The 15,864-nt window shown below is 64.4% G+C and carries 18 protein-coding genes; 4 read left to right on the top strand and 14 right to left on the bottom strand.

Going from position 1 to position 15,864, the window contains the following annotated elements; all coding sequences use genetic code 11:
• Nucleotides 1–3: 3 nt before the first annotated feature.
• The 10 genes from M6G53_RS08010 to phnF are packed head-to-tail and all read right to left on the bottom strand — an operon-like array spanning nucleotide 4 to nucleotide 7,512.
• Nucleotides 4–606 (bottom strand): DapH/DapD/GlmU-related protein, encoded by a 603-nt coding sequence (locus M6G53_RS08010; protein WP_015376431.1) that lies wholly within the window; start codon nucleotides 604–606, stop codon nucleotides 4–6.
• Entirely contained in the window at nucleotides 603–1,172 is a 570-nt protein-coding gene (phnN, locus tag M6G53_RS08015; protein WP_253330358.1) for a ribose 1,5-bisphosphokinase, read from the bottom strand. The genes M6G53_RS08010 and phnN overlap by 4 nt, the downstream gene beginning before the upstream one ends.
• Nucleotides 1,172–2,308: an alpha-D-ribose 1-methylphosphonate 5-triphosphate diphosphatase gene (gene phnM / locus M6G53_RS08020; protein WP_253330360.1), complete on the bottom strand. Its 1,137-nt coding sequence runs from the start codon at nucleotides 2,306–2,308 to the stop codon at nucleotides 1,172–1,174. The genes phnN and phnM overlap by 1 nt, the downstream gene beginning before the upstream one ends.
• Complete coding sequence (gene phnL, locus M6G53_RS08025; protein ID WP_047729228.1) at nucleotides 2,308–3,012, bottom strand: phosphonate C-P lyase system protein PhnL; 705 nt, start codon at nucleotides 3,010–3,012, stop codon at nucleotides 2,308–2,310. Before phnL ends, phnM begins: the two co-directional genes overlap by 1 nt.
• 16 nt (nucleotides 3,013–3,028) lie before the next feature.
• Complete coding sequence (gene phnK, locus M6G53_RS08030) at nucleotides 3,029–3,817, bottom strand: phosphonate C-P lyase system protein PhnK (RefSeq protein WP_038879071.1); 789 nt, start codon at nucleotides 3,815–3,817, stop codon at nucleotides 3,029–3,031.
• Nucleotides 3,817–4,677, bottom strand: coding sequence for an alpha-D-ribose 1-methylphosphonate 5-phosphate C-P-lyase PhnJ (locus M6G53_RS08035; protein WP_253330362.1), 861 nt, complete (start codon nucleotides 4,675–4,677; stop codon nucleotides 3,817–3,819). Before M6G53_RS08035 ends, phnK begins: the two co-directional genes overlap by 1 nt.
• Nucleotides 4,670–5,755: a carbon-phosphorus lyase complex subunit gene (locus M6G53_RS08040; RefSeq protein WP_253330364.1), complete on the bottom strand. Its 1,086-nt coding sequence runs from the start codon at nucleotides 5,753–5,755 to the stop codon at nucleotides 4,670–4,672. The genes M6G53_RS08035 and M6G53_RS08040 overlap by 8 nt, the downstream gene beginning before the upstream one ends.
• A complete protein-coding gene (phnH, locus tag M6G53_RS08045) occupies nucleotides 5,755–6,336 on the bottom strand; it encodes a phosphonate C-P lyase system protein PhnH (RefSeq protein ID WP_213873177.1) in 582 nt (193 codons plus the stop codon). The genes M6G53_RS08040 and phnH overlap by 1 nt, the downstream gene beginning before the upstream one ends.
• Nucleotides 6,337–6,339: 3 nt before the next feature.
• Nucleotides 6,340–6,783: a phosphonate C-P lyase system protein PhnG gene (gene phnG, locus M6G53_RS08050; RefSeq protein WP_019453314.1), complete on the bottom strand. Its 444-nt coding sequence runs from the start codon at nucleotides 6,781–6,783 to the stop codon at nucleotides 6,340–6,342.
• Nucleotides 6,784–7,512, bottom strand: a complete 729-nt coding sequence (gene phnF / locus M6G53_RS08055) for a phosphonate metabolism transcriptional regulator PhnF (RefSeq protein ID WP_164049959.1) — start codon at nucleotides 7,510–7,512, stop codon at nucleotides 6,784–6,786.
• A gap of 227 nt (nucleotides 7,513–7,739) precedes the next feature.
• Between phnF and M6G53_RS08060 the strand changes: the two genes are divergently transcribed.
• The 3 genes from M6G53_RS08060 (at nucleotide 7,740) to M6G53_RS08070 (ending at nucleotide 9,472) form a co-directional block, all read left to right on the top strand.
• Nucleotides 7,740–8,795, top strand: a complete 1,056-nt coding sequence (locus M6G53_RS08060) for a permease (protein ID WP_253330366.1) — start codon at nucleotides 7,740–7,742, stop codon at nucleotides 8,793–8,795.
• 105 nt (nucleotides 8,796–8,900) lie between these two features.
• A complete protein-coding gene (locus M6G53_RS08065; protein WP_013811307.1) occupies nucleotides 8,901–9,188 on the top strand; it encodes a type II toxin-antitoxin system RelB/DinJ family antitoxin in 288 nt (95 codons plus the stop codon).
• Between the two features lie 8 nt (nucleotides 9,189–9,196).
• Nucleotides 9,197–9,472, top strand: coding sequence for a type II toxin-antitoxin system RelE/ParE family toxin (locus tag M6G53_RS08070; protein WP_253330368.1), 276 nt, complete (start codon nucleotides 9,197–9,199; stop codon nucleotides 9,470–9,472).
• Nucleotides 9,473–9,477: 5 nt separating this feature from the next.
• Here M6G53_RS08070 and nrdG read toward each other — a convergent pair whose 3' ends face one another.
• From nrdG to M6G53_RS08085, 3 genes are all read right to left on the bottom strand, one after another.
• Nucleotides 9,478–9,942 carry an anaerobic ribonucleoside-triphosphate reductase-activating protein gene (nrdG, locus tag M6G53_RS08075; RefSeq protein ID WP_015376444.1) on the bottom strand — a complete coding sequence of 155 codons (465 nt, stop codon included), beginning with the start codon at nucleotides 9,940–9,942 and terminating at the stop codon, nucleotides 9,478–9,480.
• Between the two features lie 168 nt (nucleotides 9,943–10,110).
• Nucleotides 10,111–12,249, bottom strand: a complete 2,139-nt coding sequence (nrdD, locus tag M6G53_RS08080; protein ID WP_110157234.1) for an anaerobic ribonucleoside-triphosphate reductase — start codon at nucleotides 12,247–12,249, stop codon at nucleotides 10,111–10,113.
• 244 nt (nucleotides 12,250–12,493) lie between these two features.
• Nucleotides 12,494–13,408 carry a LysR family transcriptional regulator gene (locus M6G53_RS08085; RefSeq protein WP_253330370.1) on the bottom strand — a complete coding sequence of 305 codons (915 nt, stop codon included), beginning with the start codon at nucleotides 13,406–13,408 and terminating at the stop codon, nucleotides 12,494–12,496.
• Between the two features lie 106 nt (nucleotides 13,409–13,514).
• Between M6G53_RS08085 and M6G53_RS08090 the strand changes: the two genes are divergently transcribed.
• Nucleotides 13,515–14,039 carry an NAD(P)H-dependent oxidoreductase gene (locus M6G53_RS08090; protein WP_253330372.1) on the top strand — a complete coding sequence of 175 codons (525 nt, stop codon included), beginning with the start codon at nucleotides 13,515–13,517 and terminating at the stop codon, nucleotides 14,037–14,039.
• Nucleotides 14,040–14,067: 28 nt separating this feature from the next.
• Here the strand turns inward: M6G53_RS08090 and treC are convergent, their stop codons facing one another.
• Nucleotides 14,068–15,732 carry an alpha,alpha-phosphotrehalase gene (gene treC, locus M6G53_RS08095; protein WP_253330374.1) on the bottom strand — a complete coding sequence of 555 codons (1,665 nt, stop codon included), beginning with the start codon at nucleotides 15,730–15,732 and terminating at the stop codon, nucleotides 14,068–14,070.
• Between the last annotated feature and the right edge of the window lie 132 nt (nucleotides 15,733–15,864).

A 15,864-nucleotide genomic window follows, 5' to 3' on the forward strand; every position in this document is an offset into this window, starting at 1 on the left:
CCGTTAAAGGTACTTCTGCGCAAAGCGGTTGATGTCGCGAAAATCCGCCAGCCGCGCCTGCAGCGTGGCGTGATCCCAGTGCCACCACTGGCTGCGTTCGATGCGTTCTATCAGCGCGTCGTCAAAGCGCATGCCGATCTTCTTGGCCGCCACGCCGGCGACGATGCTGTAAGGCTCCACGTCCTTGGTGACCACCGCCGCGCTGCCGATCACCGCGCCGTTGCCGACGCTGACGCCCGGCATCAGGATGGCGTTATGGCCGATCCACACGTCGTGGCCGACGGTGACGTGGTGCTCGCGCCGCCAGTCGAAGAACGCCGCATCGTCTTCCCCCAGCCCGTATTCGGAAGCGCGGTAGGTGAAGTGGTGCTGCGCGATGCGCTGGTAGGTCGGGTGGTTGCCGGGATTGATGCGCGCATAGGAGGCGATGGAGACGAACTTGCCGATGGTGGCGTAAAAGATCTGGTTGTGCCCGGCGGTGTAGGAGTAGTCCCCCATCTCCACCTCTTCCAGGATCGCATCGTCGGCCAGATGCACATATTGGCCGAGCCGGGTGCGGTTAAGGGTCACGTTGTCGCCGATTTTCGGCTGGGCGAAGTCGTTCATGGCGTCGCGTCCTGAGTTTGTCGGGTAGTGGTAGGCAGCAGCGCCAGCAGCGCCGCCAGGGTGTCGTCGAGTGGGCCGTCGTTGTGCAGCACCCGGCAGCCGGCGGGCAGGCTCTGCTGATATTCCGCCGCCCGCGCCAGCCGCTGCTCGATCTGTTCGGCGCTTTCTCGCCCGCGATCCTGCAGGCGCCGGCGCAGGATCCCGGCGCTGACCTGCAGACACACCGGCAGCAGCTGCGCACCATAGCGCTGCTGCGCCTGCGGCAGGTGGGCGCGCGAACCGTTGACCGCCACGTCGATCCCCTGCAGCAGCCAAAGATCCACCTCGATCCCGAACGCGTAGCGCTGTTGGTGCGCCTGCCAGTCGAGCGCGAACAGCCCTTTAGCGCGGCGGCGCAGAAATTCCGGTTCACTCAGCGCAATATGATTCTCGCAGCCGGCGTCCGCCGGCCGGGTGATGTAACGGTGCGCTACCAGCGGCGCGCTGTCGGCGTCGGCCCGCAGCGCGGCCAGCAGGCTGTCCTTGCCTGCGCCGGAAGGCCCCATCAGGTAGATGAGCCGCGCCATCAGAATACCTGCCTGCCCTGGCGCCACACGTTCTGCACGTAAACGTGCTCGCCGTGCGGCCGCGCCAGCACCAGATCCGCCCGCAGTCCTTCGGCGAGGCTGCCGCGATCCTGCAGATTCAGCGCCCGCGCCGGGTTGCGGGTGATCATGCGCACCGCCTGGGGCAGATCGTAGGCGTTGCGCTCGTCCGCCGCGAGGCGAAACGCCGCGTCCAGCAGGCTGGCCGGGTAATAATCGGAAGAGAGAATATCCAGCACGCCCAGCGCCGCCAGCTGGTGCGCCGCCACGTTGCCGGAGTGGGAACCGCCGCGCACGATGTTCGGCGCGCCCATCAGCACCTGCAGGCCCTGCTGGTGCGAGGCGCGGGCGGCCGCTTCGGTGGTGGGGAACTCGGCAATGGCGCTGCCCAGCGCGCAGGATTCGGCCACGTGCGCGGCGGTGGCGTCGTCATGGCTGGCCAGCGAGATGCGGCGCGCGCGGCAGTGGGCGGCGATCGCCTCGCGGTTCGGCGCGGCCCAGCGGGCGGACAGGGCGACCTGCTGCTCCTCGTACTCGCTCATCTGCTGGTCGTTGAGGTGGTATTTGCCCTGATAGTATTCGCGGTATTTTTCGCGCGAGGCGAACTGGCGCTGGCCCGGCGAATGGTCCATCAGCGACACCAGCGACACGCCCGGCTTGTCCATCAGCTGTTCGAACAGCGGCAGGGTGCTCTCGTGCGGCAGCTCGCAGCGCAGGTGCAGCCGGTGCTCGGCGCGGTTCACCCCGGCGCGCTGGCTGTGGATCACCGCGTCGATCATCTTCTGCAGGTTTTCCAGCCGGTGGCCGCCGTCGCGCACGTCGCCGATCGCTACCGCGTCCAGCACCGTGGTGATGCCGTTGGCCACCATCAGCGCGTCGTGGCTGCTCATCGCCGAATGGGCCGGCCAGTCGACGTTCGGGCGCGGGGTAAAGAACTTGTCCAGGTTGTCGGTATGCAGCTCGATCAGCCCCGGCAGCAGCCAGCCGCCGTCGCCGTCCAGCGCCTGCGGCAGCCGGCTCGGGCCGTCGGCGAAGCTGCGGATCACGCCGTCCTGCATTTCCAGCGAGCCTTGCACCACCTGGTCATCCAGCACCAGCTTAACGTTATTGACGATCATCAGAGGGCCTCCAGCGCCTGCGGCGCCTGCATGTCATAAAGCCGGTCGGCGACCTGTTGGCGGACGCCTTCATCGTGGAAAATGCCGACGATCGCCGCGCCGCGCGCCTTGGCGCGTTCGATAAGCTGCACCACCGCCGCGCTGTTGCGGCTGTCGAGCGAGGCGGTCGGTTCATCCAGCAACAGAATGGGGTAATCGACGATAAAGCCGCGCGCGATGTTCACCCGCTGCTGTTCGCCGCCGGAGAAGGTGGACGGCGCCAGCGGCCACAGGCGCTGCGGCACGTTGAGCGCGGCGAGCAGCGCTTCGGCGCGTTCACGGCACTCGGCGCGCTCGACGCCCTGTTCCAGCAGCGGCTGCATCACCACCTCCAGCGCGCTGATGCGCGGGATCACCCGCAGGAACTGGCTGACCCAGCCCAGCGTATGGCGGCGCACCGCCAGAATTTGGCGTGCGTCGGCGCTGACCATGTCCAGCCAGTCGCCCTGGTGGTTGATCCAGATATGGCCGCTGTCCGGCAGGTAGTTGGCGTACAGCGAGCGCAGCAGGGTGGATTTGCCGCTGCCGGAGTGGCCGTGCAGCACCACGCATTCGCCGCCGTGGACCGTCAGGTTGGCGTCGTGCAGCACCGGCAGGCGGGTGCCGTACTGCTGGTGCAGCACAAAGGTTTTACTGAGATGTTCAACTCGGATTTGCATAGTCATCTGTTATCGCCTTGGGTTACGACAGCACCGAAGAAACCAGCAGCTGGGTGTAGGGGTGGTGCGGATCGTCCAGCACCCGGTCGGTCAGGCCGCTCTCTACCACTTCGCCCTGTTTCATCACCAGCAGGCGGTGGGCCAGCAGCCGCGCCACGCCGAGATCGTGGGTGACGATCACCGCCGCCAGCTGCATCTCCACCACCAGGTTGCGCAGCAGATCGAGCAGGCGCGCCTGCACCGATACGTCCAGCCCGCCGGTCGGCTCATCCATAAACACCAGCTTGGGGTGGGTGACCAGGTTGCGGGCGATCTGCAGCCGCTGCTGCATGCCGCCGGAGAAGGTGGTCGGCAGATCGTCGAGGCGCGACAGCGGAATTTCGACGTCCTCCAGCCACTGGCCGGCCTGGCGGCGAATGTCGCCATAGTGGCGCTGGCCGATGGCCATCAGCCGTTCGCCGATGTTGCCGCCGGCGGAGACCTGCGGCCGCAGCCCGTCGAGCGGGTGCTGGTGCACCACGCCCCAGTCGGTGCGCAGCAGGCGGCGGCGATCGCTCTCCGCCATGGCGTACAGATCCTGTTCCTGGCCCGCCTGCGGGCGGTAAAGGATCTGCCCGCGCTGCGGCGCCAACCGCGCCGAGATCGACTTCAGCAGTGTGGTTTTGCCGGAGCCGGATTCGCCGACGATGCCCAGCACTTCGCCGGGATAGATGTCGAACGACACGTCGCTGAAGCCCTTGCCGGGGGCGTACAGGTGGGTGAGCCGGTTCACCGACAGCAGCGGGGTGGTGCTCAAAGGGGTGGAAGTCATCAGTGCTGCGCCTCTTGCGAAGATTGCGCCAGCTGCTGCCGGCAGTAGTCGGTGTCCGAACAGACGAACATGCGGTTGCCCCGATCGTCGAGCACCACCTCGTCCAGGTAGCTGTGGCGCGAGCCGCACAGCGCGCAGGGTTCGTCCCACTGCTGCACGCTGAACGGATGGTCGTCGAAGTCCAGGCTCTCCACCTTGGTGAACGGCGGCAGGGCGTAGATGCGTTTCTCGCGCCCGGCGCCGAACAGTTGCAGCGCCGGCATCATGTGCATTTTCGGGTTGTCGAATTTCGGGATCGGCGACGGATCCATCACGTAGCGATCGTTGACCTTCACCGGGTAGGCGTAGGTGGTGGCGATATGGCCGTAGCGCGCGATGTCCTCATACAGCTTCACCTGCATCACGCCGTACTCCTCCAGCGCGTGCATCTTGCGGGTCTCGGTTTCGCGCGGCTCGATAAAGCGCAGCGGCTCCGGGATCGGCACCTGATAGATCAGGATCTGGTCTTCGTGCAGCGCCGTTTCCGGAATGCGGTGACGGGTTTGGATCAGCGTGGCCTCCGGCGTGCGTTCGGTGGTGGCCACCCCGGCGACGCGCTGGAAGAAGCGGCGGATCGACACCGCGTTGGTGGTGTCGTCGGCGCCCTGGTCGATCACCTTCAGCACGTCGGCGCGGCCGATGACGCTGGCGGTGAGCTGAATGCCGCCGGTGCCCCAGCCGTAGGGCATCGGCATTTCGCGGCCGCCGAACGGCACCTGATAGCCGGGGATCGCCACCGCCTTGAGGATGGCGCGGCGGATCATGCGTTTGGTCTGCTCGTCCAGATAGCCGAGGTTATAGCCGGTCAATACTTCACTCATCGCGGGCCTCCTGATGCTCGCTGTATTCCTGTCGCAGCCGCTTGAGCAGCGCCAGTTCGGCCTGGAAGTCGACGTAGTGCGGCAGCTTGAGATGGGAGACGAAGCCGGCGGCCTCGACGTTATCGGCGTGGGCCAGCACGAACTCTTCGTCCTGCGCCGGGCCGGCGACGCCTTCGCCGTAGTCGGGGCTTTGCAATGCGCGGTCCACCAGCGCCATCGCCATCGCCTTGCGTTCGGCGCGGCCGAACACCAGCCCGTAGCCGCGGGTGAAGTGCGGCGGGTGGTCCTTTGGATCGACGAAGCCGTTGACCATTTCGCACTCGGTCAGCAGGATTTCGCCGATATCGATGGCGAAACCGAGCTCTTCAGGCACGATCTCCACCGAAACGTGGCCGGTGCGGATCTCGCCGGCGAACGGGTGGTTGCGGCCGTAGCCGCGCTGGGTGGCGTAGCCGAGCGCCAGCAGAAAACCTTCGTCGCCGCGCACCAGCTGCTGCAGGCGCGCCGAGCGCGAGCAGGGGTAAACCGGCGGGTTGCGGGTGATGTCGTCCGGCGTGCTGCCGTCGTCCTGTTCCTCCCGCGCCAACTGCTGGCGGCACAGCAGATCGAACACGTGGCTGCAGTTGTCCGGCAGCGGTTCGTCGGCCTGCGGCGCACGCGGCGCCTCGCCTTCCGCCAGCAGCGCGAAGTCCAGCAGCCGGTGGGTGTAGTCGTAGGTCGGCCCCAGCACCTGCCCGCCGGGCAAGTCCTTGTAAACCGCCGAAATGCGCCGCTCCAGCCGCATGTTTTCGCTGGCCAGCGGCTCGCTGACCGCCAGGCGCGGCAGGGTGGTGCGGTAGGCGCGCAGCAGGAAGATCGCCTCCACCAGATCGCCGCTGGCCTGTTTGATGGCCAGCGCCGCCAGCTCGCGATCGTAGATGCCGCCTTCGGTCATCACCCGATCCACCGCCAGCCCCAGCTGCTGTTCGATTTGTTCCGCGCCCATCGCCGGCAGCGCGTCGTCGCCGCGCCGCAGCTGTTCCTGCAGCTGATGGGCGGCCTCAATGGCTTTTTCGCCCCCTTTTACTGCTACGTACATCAGCACACCTCCACGCGGGTGGTCCGCGGGATCGCCAGCAGGCGATCGCCGCAGGTCAGCAAAATATCCAGCCCCAGCGGGAAGCGCTGCGGGCGGTTGATCAGGTAATCCAGCAGCGCCGGCGGCAGGCGCGGCGCAATCAGGCGATGATTTTCGATGCCGGGGCCGGTCAGGCGCAGCGCGGCGCCGTTCTCCAGTTCGGCGAGCTGCACGATGACCGTGGCGCCGAACTCCGGCGAGATTTCCGTGCCGTGCGGCAACGCCTGCAGATCGGCGGCTTGCAGCTGCTCATCGAACAGGGCAAAACAGACCTCCTGCGCCGTGGCGGCCAGCGGCGCACCGCTGTGAAAACGAATGTTTGTTAGCACTTGCTCACTTTTTAGCGCAGTGCACAGCTGCAGCGGCGTTTCCTGATCGGCCAGCGTCAGCAGCGCGGCGGTGCTGGCGGCGTTCAGCGGCGCCCAGGCCGGGCCGTTCGGCAGCGTCACCCGGTGGCCCGGTTCGCTCAAGGCTTTAAGAATCAAACGGAAAGCGTGCTGCGATTGGTCTATCGGTTGTTCAAAACCGGTCAATAAACTCATGGCTTAATCCCCTCGCACCAGCGTAAAGAAGTCTACCCGGCTGGCGGCGATCGCCCGGGCGCGCAGCTGGCGCTGTTCGTGCTGCAGCGCGGCCAGCGGCGCGATCAGCTGTTGTTGCAGGCGTTCGCCGTGTTCCGGCTGTTGCAGCAGCGCATCGGCCAGCGCGCACAGCTCGGCGTGCGCCTTGTCGCGCCCGGCGATATAGCTGTAGCCGTAGCCGCCGTTGTCCAGCTGCACCACCGCGCGGGTGACCGTCATGTCCCCCAGCACGAAGCGGCGGCCGGTGGCGCCCATGCGTCCCTGCAGCTGGGCCAGGCCGATCTCCGGCGCGCGGATGCTGCGGTAACCCGGGCTGAGGTTCAGCGCCTGCCAGTGGCTGCGCAGCTGCTCGGGCCGGCTGTGCGCCAGCACCGACATCCAGCGTTGTCTCGACTCTAAGGCTTGCATTCAGTGCTCCATCGTCAGTTCAATCATGTCGGCGCGGGCCAGGCTGACGGAGTATTCCGCCACGTCTTCGCCGCCGCTGCGGACGTTAAGGGTGCGCACGCACAGCAGCGGCGCGTGGGTGGCGATCTCCAGCAGCCGGCTCTCTTTGGCCTGCGCGCGGCGCGCGCTGATGCGCGTCTGGCGGCGGGTCAGCGGCTGCTGGAGGTGCTGTTCGATAAACTGGTGCAGCGAACCGCTGTGGAACTGCTGCAGCGCCGGCCACCAGTCCAGATCGGGCAGATAGTGGTCGATCACGCTCATCGGCACGCCGTTGACTCGGCGCAGGGTGCGCAAGTGGATCACCATTTCGCCTTCTTCACGCGAGAGCGCGCTGGCGACATGCCCATTGCACGGGCGCAAGACAGCGAGTAAGCGCTCACTGGTGGGATGGCTGCCCTGCTCGAACAGGTTCTGGCTGAAGCGGGTGTTGGCGTGCAGCGGGTAGTCGTAAGGCCGCATCAGCACCAGAATGCCGACGCCGTGGCGACGCTGCAGCCAGCCGCGCTCCACCAGCTGATCCACCGCGCGGCGCAGGGTGTGGCGATTGACCTGATAACGCTCGGCCAGCTGCTGTTCCGAAGGCAGGTAGTCGCCGCAGCGGTACTGCGTGCGCAGCTCCAGTTCCAGCTGCGCGGCGATCTGCTGATAGCGGGTGGGGTAAGTGGTCGGATGTCTAGATAACTCCATCATAATAAAAACCTCGTCATACCGATGGCTGTGCGATGAAGGCGAAAGCGGTGCGTTTCATCGGGCGTCTACCCTGTGGTTTTCAAGTTGGCATCATGGTGCCGGGCGCAGATGACAATCGCGTTACGCGTCGGTGGCGAACAGATGAACTATTTAGGACAGCCCGGGCGTGCACGGGCGGCGGCGGCGCGCTATGCTGGCGCCACTGTTGACTGACTCTGGCCGCGACCATGCCGCAACCGCTGAACGCCCCTGAACCCGCTCCACGCGCCTGGCCGCTGTGGAAACCGATCCTGTTTATGCTGGTGGTGGCCGTCGGCCTCTACTTCGTCAAATGGCAGCCTTACTACGGCAAGGCCTTCGTGGCGGCGGACAGCCACTCGATCGGCAAATCGATCCTGGCCGACGGCGCCGCGAGCCCCTGGTTGGCGGCCTGGCAGTACGCGCTGGTCTACTTCACCGCGGTATGGAAGGCGGCGCTGCTCGGGGTGCTGCTAGGTTCTCTGGTGCAGGTGCTGATCCCGCGCGACTGGCTGGCGCGCACGCTCGGCCACCGGCGTTTTTCCGGCACCGTGCTGGGGGCGCTGATCGCGCTGCCGGGCATGATGTGCACCTGCTGCGCCGCACCGGTTGCCGCCGGCATGCGCCGCCAGTCGGTGTCCAGCGGCGCTGCGCTGGCCTTTTGGCTCGCCAACCCGGTATTGAACCCGGCGACGTTGGTGTTTATGGGATTTGTGCTCGGTTGGCCGTTCGCCGCCATCCGCCTGGTGGCGGGCGTGGTGATGGTGCTGGGCATCGCCTGGCTGGTGCAGCGCGTGACCGCCAACGATCCGCAGCCCGCCGCGCCGCAGCCGCCGGTGATGACGGCGCAGAGCGACGAGCGGCCGTTCCTTGCCCGCTGGGGGAAAGCGCTGTGGGCGCTGTTTTGGTCGACCATCCCGATCTACGTGCTGGCGGTGCTGGCGCTGGGCGCAGCGCGGGTCTGGCTGTTCCCGCACGCCGACGGCGCCGTCGACAATAGCCTGCTGTGGATCATCGCGCTGGCGATCGTCGGCTGCCTGTTCGTTATCCCCACCGCGGCGGAAATCCCGATCGTGCAGACCATGATGCTGGCGGGCATGGGCGCAGGCCCGGCGCTGGCACTGCTGATGACCCTGCCGGCGGTCAGCCTGCCTTCGCTGCTGATGCTCAACAAGGCCTTCTCTGCCCGCGCGCTGTGCCTGACGGCGGCGCTGGTGGCGCTGTGCGGCACACTGATCGGCGTGGTGGGGATGGGGTTGGTGTAAAATGTTCAAAAAACGACCGCTTATCTCGATGTTGTTGTCACAAATGTGCTAACGTGTCTGTTCAAGATTCAGTGTCGCCATTGTGCGATTGTAGGAGGAGCAAAGATGGAAAGTCGCATCCAGTTTCGCATCGAAGATGAGACCAAGCGTTTGGCGCAAAAGGCCGCCGAGGCTAAAGGAACGACATTAAGTGAAGCCTGTCGCCGCTTGGCGGAGCAAATGGCTGATGAGCAACGGGCTGCAGAGGAACACGAAAACTGGTTGAAAGATAAGGTAGATGCAGCTTTTTCCCGTCTGCACGAGGGTAATGCTGTCTACCTTAGCCAACAAGAAGTAGAAGAAAGCATGGATGCCTTTAAGGCAAAGATTAGAGCGAAATACGACCGAAAATAGGGATCGTTATGCGTATCGAATGGGATAATGCGGCGCTACGGGACAGGGAACGTATTTTTGAGTTTCTTTATATTTTCAATCCACAGGCGGCAGTGCAGGCTGATAACGAGATAGATAAAGCGGTTAAGCGCCTGCTGGATCATCCTGAGTTAGGTAAGCTCTGGTATGGGAAGGCGCGTAAGCTGCTAATTAACAAGGCCTCCCTGTTGTTGGTGTATATCATCGTCGATGATGTTATTAAGGTTTTCTCGATTGCCCACCAGCGCGAGAAATTTCCAAACTAGCGTTGTCATCGCAACCTATGCACCACCTGGTTGCTGCTGCCGCGCCAGATCAGCGCCGGATCTTTCAAATCCTGCACGAACTTGCCGTCGATCAGCACGTTGATCCTGTCCACCACCTGCATTTGCTGCGTGTCCAGCTCCGCCAGCCGGTAGCCGGTCCACAGCCAGATATCCTTGCCGGGGCACTCGGCGCGCACCCGTTTCACCAGCGTTAAGATGCTCGGCACGTTGGCCGGATGCAGCGGATCGCCGCCGGAGAGCGACAGCCCCTGGCGCGGCACGCGCGTATCGTTCAGATCGGCGATGATGCGGTCTTCCAGCGCCGGGGTAAACGGCTGGCCGGAGTTGAGCCGCCAGGTGCTTTTGTTGTAGCAGCCGGGGCACTGGTGCACGCAGCCGGCGACAAACAGCGTGCAGCGGGTGCCGGGGCCGTTGACCACGTCGATTGGATAATACTGGTGATAATTCATGTGAGGCCTGCCCATCAGGCTATTTTACTGGCCATTTTGCCTCCGGGCAGGGCTCCCAATCCTCACGTACTGCGTGTACGCTGCGGTTGGTGCGCGCTGGCCGAAGGCAAACTGGCTGCGACAATCACGCCTGATGAACAGGCTTCTGCCTAGGTTGCACGGCGCTTTTCAGCCGAGCTGTCCATTACCGAGGTGTTTCACCCGGCGTTTCACCTCTTCCTGCTTGCCGGCGTTGAACGGCCGGGCATCGGGGCTGCCGAGGTAGCCGCACACCCGGCGGGTGACCGAGACCTTGGCCGAGTCGTGGTTGCCGCATTTCGGGCAGGTGAAGCCTTTGCTGGTGCAGGAGAATTCCCCGGTGAAGCCGCATTCGTAGCACTCGTCGATCGGCGTGTTGGTGCCGTAGTAAGGCACTCGGCTGTAGCTGTAGTCCCACACGTCTTCCAGCGCCTTCAGGTTGTGCTGCAGGTTCGGGTACTCGCCGTAGCAGATGAAGCCGCCGCTGGCCAACGGCGGGTAGGGCGCTTCGAAGTCCAGCTTGTCGTACGGGTTAACTTTCTTCTCCACGTCAAGGTGGAAGCTGTTGGTGTAATAGCCTTTGTCGGTAACGCCCGGCACCACGCCGAAATCGGCGGTGTCCAGCCGGCAGAAGCGGTCGCACAGGTTCTCGCTCGGCGTGCTGTAGAGGCTGAAGCCGTAGCCGGTCTCGTCTTTCCAGGCGTCGACGGCGGCGCGCAGCCGCGCGACGATCGCCACCGCTTTGGCGCGCAGCGCTTCGTCGTCATACACGTGGTTTTCGCCGCCGAACAGCGCGTTGATGGTCTCATGCAGGCCGATATAGCCCAGCGAAATTGAAGCGCGGCCGTTCTTGAAGATATCGGCGATGTTGTCGTCGGCCTTGAGCCGCACGCCGCAGGCGCCTTCCATGTACAAGATTGGCGCCACCCGTGCCTTGATGCCTTCCAGCCGGGCGATGCGCGTCATCAGGGCCTTTTTCGCCAGCTGCAGGCGCTGATCCAGCAGCGCCCAGAAGCGCGATTCATCGCCCATCGCCTCCAGCGCGATGCGCGGCAGGTTGAGGCTGATGACGCCGATGTTGTTGCGGCCGTCGTGCACCAGCTCGCCGTCCTGCTCGTAGGTGCCGAGGAAGCTGCGGCAGCCCATCGGCGTTTTGAACGAGCCGGTGACCTTCACCACCTGATCGTAGTTGAGGATGTCCGGGTACATGCGCTTGCTGGCGCACTCCAGCGCCAGTTGCTTGATGTCGTAGTTCGGATCGCCGTACTGGTGGTTGAGGCCGTCGCGGATGGCGAACACCAGTTTGGGGAACACGGCGGTCTTGCGGTTTTTGCCCAGCCCGGCGATGCGGTTTTTCAGGATCGAGCGCTGGATCAGGCGCGACTCCCAGCTGGTGCCGAGGCCGAAGCCGAAGGTGACAAACGGCGTCTGGCCGTTGGCGGTGTGCAGGGTGTTGACCTCGTACTCCAGCGACTGGAAGGCGTCGTAACACTCTTTCTCGGTGCGCGCCATGGCATAGCCTTTGGCGTCCGGGATCTGCCATTCCTCCGCCACCTGCAGGTGTTTGCGGAAGCTCTCGTCGACGAACGGTGCCAGAATTTCATCGATGCGGTTGATGGTGGTGCCGCCATAGATATGGCTGGCGACCTGGGCGATGATCTGCGCGGTCACGGCGGTGGCGGTGGAGATCGACTTCGGCGGCTCGATTTCGGCGTTGCCCATCTTGAAGCCGTTGGTCAGCATGCCTTTCAGATCGATCAGCATGCAGTTGAACATCGGGAAGAACGGCGAGTAGTCGAGATCGTGATAGTGAATTTCGCCGCGTTCATGGGCCAGCACCACGTCGCGCGGCAGGATGTGCTGCTTGGCGTAGTGTTTGGCGACGATGCCCGCCAGCAGGTCGCGCTGGGTTGGGATCACCTTGCTGTCCTTGTTGGCGTTTTCGTTCAGCAGCGCGCGGTTGCTCTGCTCGACCAGGCCGCGAATTTCCTGGTTCAGGCGGCCGCGCAGCTCGCGCGCCACGTCGCGATCGTGGCGGTATTCGATATAGGCGCGCGCCAGCTGTTTGTACTCGCCGGCCATCAGCTGGTTTTCCACCGCCTGCTGGATCTCGTGGATATCGACGCGCGGCTGCTGCGCCATGCGCTGAGCGACCACGCGGGCGACGGTGGCGCAGTAGTCGGCGTCAACCACGCCCACCGCCAGCGCGGCGCGCTCGATGGCCTGCGCGATGCGCGCTTCGTCAAAAGGTACCTGGCAACCGTCCCGCTTAATCACTACTGGTTTCACGTTGTACTCCTTGTTCCCCGAGGGAGCGTTCATACCCGCCTGACGCGGCGAGCAACCGTCAAATTTCGCTTATCCACAGGGTAAAGCCGCAGCGCGCAAGGGCTGTGGCGGCGTGTGGATGATTTTGTGGATAACTACTATATATAGGTGTTCTTAATTCTTAATGCACTATATATAGATGCTGGCGAGATTCTTTTGATGTAGAACAAGGAAAACGGAAGAGCGTGCGCAAGCTGAACAGTCGTCAATCGCTCACTGGCCGATCGCGAAAATGCGCCAGCAGAAAATCGACCCAGACGCGCACCCGCGGCGGCAGATCCGCCGAGGCGTAATAGAGCCACAGCTGCACCGGGCGCGGCCAGCACTCCGCCAGCACCGGCCGCAGCGTGCCCTGCTCGAAGTGCTTTTCGAGGTACCAGCGCGCCAGGTTGACGATGCCCAGCCCGGCCAGCGCCGCATCCAGCAACATTTCCGGGCGGCTCACCACCAATCGGCCGTTCAGATCCAGCGCCAGCGTTTCGCCCTGATGGCGCAGCTGCCATTTGACGTGGCGGCCGTTGCCGGGGTTGCGGTGCAGCAGGCAGTCGTGCCGCAGCAGGTCGTGCGGCGTTTGTGGTTCACCGCGCCGCGCAAGATAGTCGGGCGACGCCGCCAGCGCCATATGCATCGGGTAGAGCGGGCGCGCCACCAGCCGGCTGTCGGGATCGACCCGGCTGCCGATGCCGACGTCGAAGCCTTCGCCCACCAGATTCACCACCCGGGCGTCCAGCGACAGATCGAGATCGATCTGCGGGTAGCGCGCCAGAAATTGCGGGATCAACGGCATCAGCATCTGGCGGCCGAAGCCGGGGATCATCGTGACGCGCACCACCCCGGCCGGCGCCTGGCGTTCGCCGCCGGCGCTTTCCAGCGTCGCCGCCAACGCCTGCCACAGCGGCGCCACCTGCGCCAGCAGCGCTTTGCCCTCGTCGGTCAGCAGCACGTTGTGGGTGTTGCGCTGAAACAGCCGCAGCGCCAGCTTCTCTTCCAGCGCGCGGATATTTTTGCTGACCGCCGCCGGCGTGACGCCCAGCTGGCGGGCGGCGGCGGAGAAATTTTGCGCCTGCGCGGCGGCGAGGAAGGCCGGCAGCAGGCGGTGCACGTCAAAGGGCAGCGACATAGTGGTTGATACTTTCGGTTGAAATTAAAGTGACCTTGAACAGCCTACACCCGAAGCGGCAGAAATGGAAAAATGCCTCATCTTCTTTACGTTCAAGGAATCATTTATGTCACGCATTTTAGTGTTAACCGCCCACCGCGCCCCCGACGAGTCGCGCATCAACCAGGCGCTGATCGAGGCCGTGCGCCCGCTGCCTAACGTGACCGTGCACGAACTGATCCGCGCTTACCCGGATTACCGCATCGACGTGGCGCGCGAACAGGCACTGCTGGAAAGCCACGATGCGGTGGTGATGATGTTCCCGTTTTTCTGGTACAGCTCGCCGGCGATCCTGCGCGAATGGCAGGACGCGGTATTAACCTATGGTTTCGCCTACGGCAGCGAGGGCACCAAACTGCATGGCAAGCCGCTGCAATTGGTGGTGAGCACCGGCGGCAACGCGCAGGCCTACACGCCGGCAGGCTACAACCGCTATCCGGTGCAGGATCTGCTGCTGCCGTTCCACGCGCTGGCTAACCTGACCGGCATGGATTATCTGCCGCCGCATCTGGTGCAGGGCGTGAGCGACATGAGCGATGAGCAGTTGGCGCAAGCGGCCGCCGGGGTGGTGGCGCTGATGGGGACATTGTAGGGCGCAGCGCTCGCCGCGCCCTGCGGGGTCAGTCTTCGAGCAGCCACCACACCGCTTCGAACGGCCGCAGCGTCAGCGCCTGCGGCTGATCCGCCGAGTCGCTGTAGTTGCTCATCAGCGGGCGCCACTGGGCGGAGGCTTCCACGCCTTGCGCCGCCCAGGCCAGCGGCTCGCGGCTCAGGTTGGCCACCACCAGCAGGCGCTGGCCGTTCCAGCTGCGCTGATAGCACCACAGCGCCGGGTGATCCGGCGCCAGATCCTGATAGTCGCCGTGGGTCAGCAGCGGATACTGCTTGCGCAGGGTGATCAGCTGGCGGTAGGCGTAAAACACCGAGTCGAGATCGGCCAGCGCCGCGTCGGCGTTGATCTGCGGGTAGTTCTCGGCGCAGCCGATCCACGGCGTGCCGGTGGTGAAACCGGCGTGCGGCGCGGCGCTCCACTGCATCGGCGTGCGGCCGTTGTCGCGCGATTTGTCCGCCAGGATCGCCAGCAGTTCGGCGTCGCTGCGGCCCTGAGCGCTCAGTTCGGCGTACATGTTCAGGCTTTCCACGTCGCGGTACTGCTCGATGGCGCGGAAGCCGGGGTTGGTCATGCCGATCTCTTCACCCTGGTAGATATAAGGCGTGCCCTGCATGCCGTGCAGCACCATCGCCAGCATTTTGGCGGCCGGCACCCGCAGTGCGCCTTCATCGCCGAAGCGCGACACGATGCGCGGCTGATCGTGGTTACACCAGAACAGCGCGTTCCAGGCGCGGTTATGCATCCCTTGCTGCCAGTGGCGGAAGATCTGCTTTAACTCCACGTAATCCGGCGCCGCCCGCGTCCATTTTTCTCCGTTGGCGTAGTCCACTTTCAGGTGGTGGAAGTTGAAGGTCATCGACAGCTCTTCGCCGCTCTGCGCCGCGTACTGCTGGCAATGCTCAAGCGTGGTGGAAGACATCTCGCCCACCGTCATCAGGCCGCGTGGCTGAAACACGTCGCGGCTCATTTCCTGCAGGAACTCGTGGATGCGCGGGCCGTCGGTGTAGAAGCGGCGACCATCGCCCTGGTTGTCGGACGGGAAATCCTGCTGCTTGGACACCAGGTTGATCACGTCGAGGCGCAGGCCGTCGACGCCTTTGTCCGCCCAGAACTGACACACTTTCTTCAGCTCTTCGCGCACCGGCGGATGTTCCCAGTTGAGATCCGCCTGCTCGACGGCGAACAGGTGCAGATAGTACTGGCCGCTGCCGGCGTGCCACTGCCAGGCATTGCCGCCGAATTTGGAGCGCCAGTTGTTCGGCGGCATCTCCCCCTCGCCGTCGCGCCAGACGTAGAACTGGCGATACGGGCTGTGGCGATCCTGCGCGGCCTTGAACCACGGGTGCTCGGTCGAGGTGTGGTTGAACACCATGTCCATCACGATGCGGATGCCGCGCCGGTGGGCGGCGGCGACCAGCTGCTCGAAGTCCGCCATCGTACCGTAAGCCGGATCGATGGCGCAGTAGTCCGCCACGTCATAGCCGTTGTCCACCTGCGGCGACACGTAGACCGGCGTCAGCCAGATGGCGTCGACGCCCAGCTCCTGCAGATAGTCCAGCCGCCGGGTCACGCCAGCCAAATCGCCGTAGCCGTTGCCGGTGCTGTCCTGAAAACTCTTCGGATAAATTTGGTAGATGACGCCGTTCTGCCACCAGGGGGTTGGGTTGCTCATAGATCAATACCTTTGAATCGTGACAACGGGCCCGTACCCTTCATCTTTCAAACTGCAGCGTTGTTGGCTGCTGGCGCTGCACCCCAGTCACTTACTTGAGTAAGCTCCTGGGGATTTGCACCCTTGCCGCCT

Origin of the sequence: Serratia nevei, from assembly GCF_024160145.1 — a bacterium.
GTDB classification, from domain to species: domain Bacteria; phylum Pseudomonadota; class Gammaproteobacteria; order Enterobacterales; family Enterobacteriaceae; genus Serratia; species Serratia nevei_A.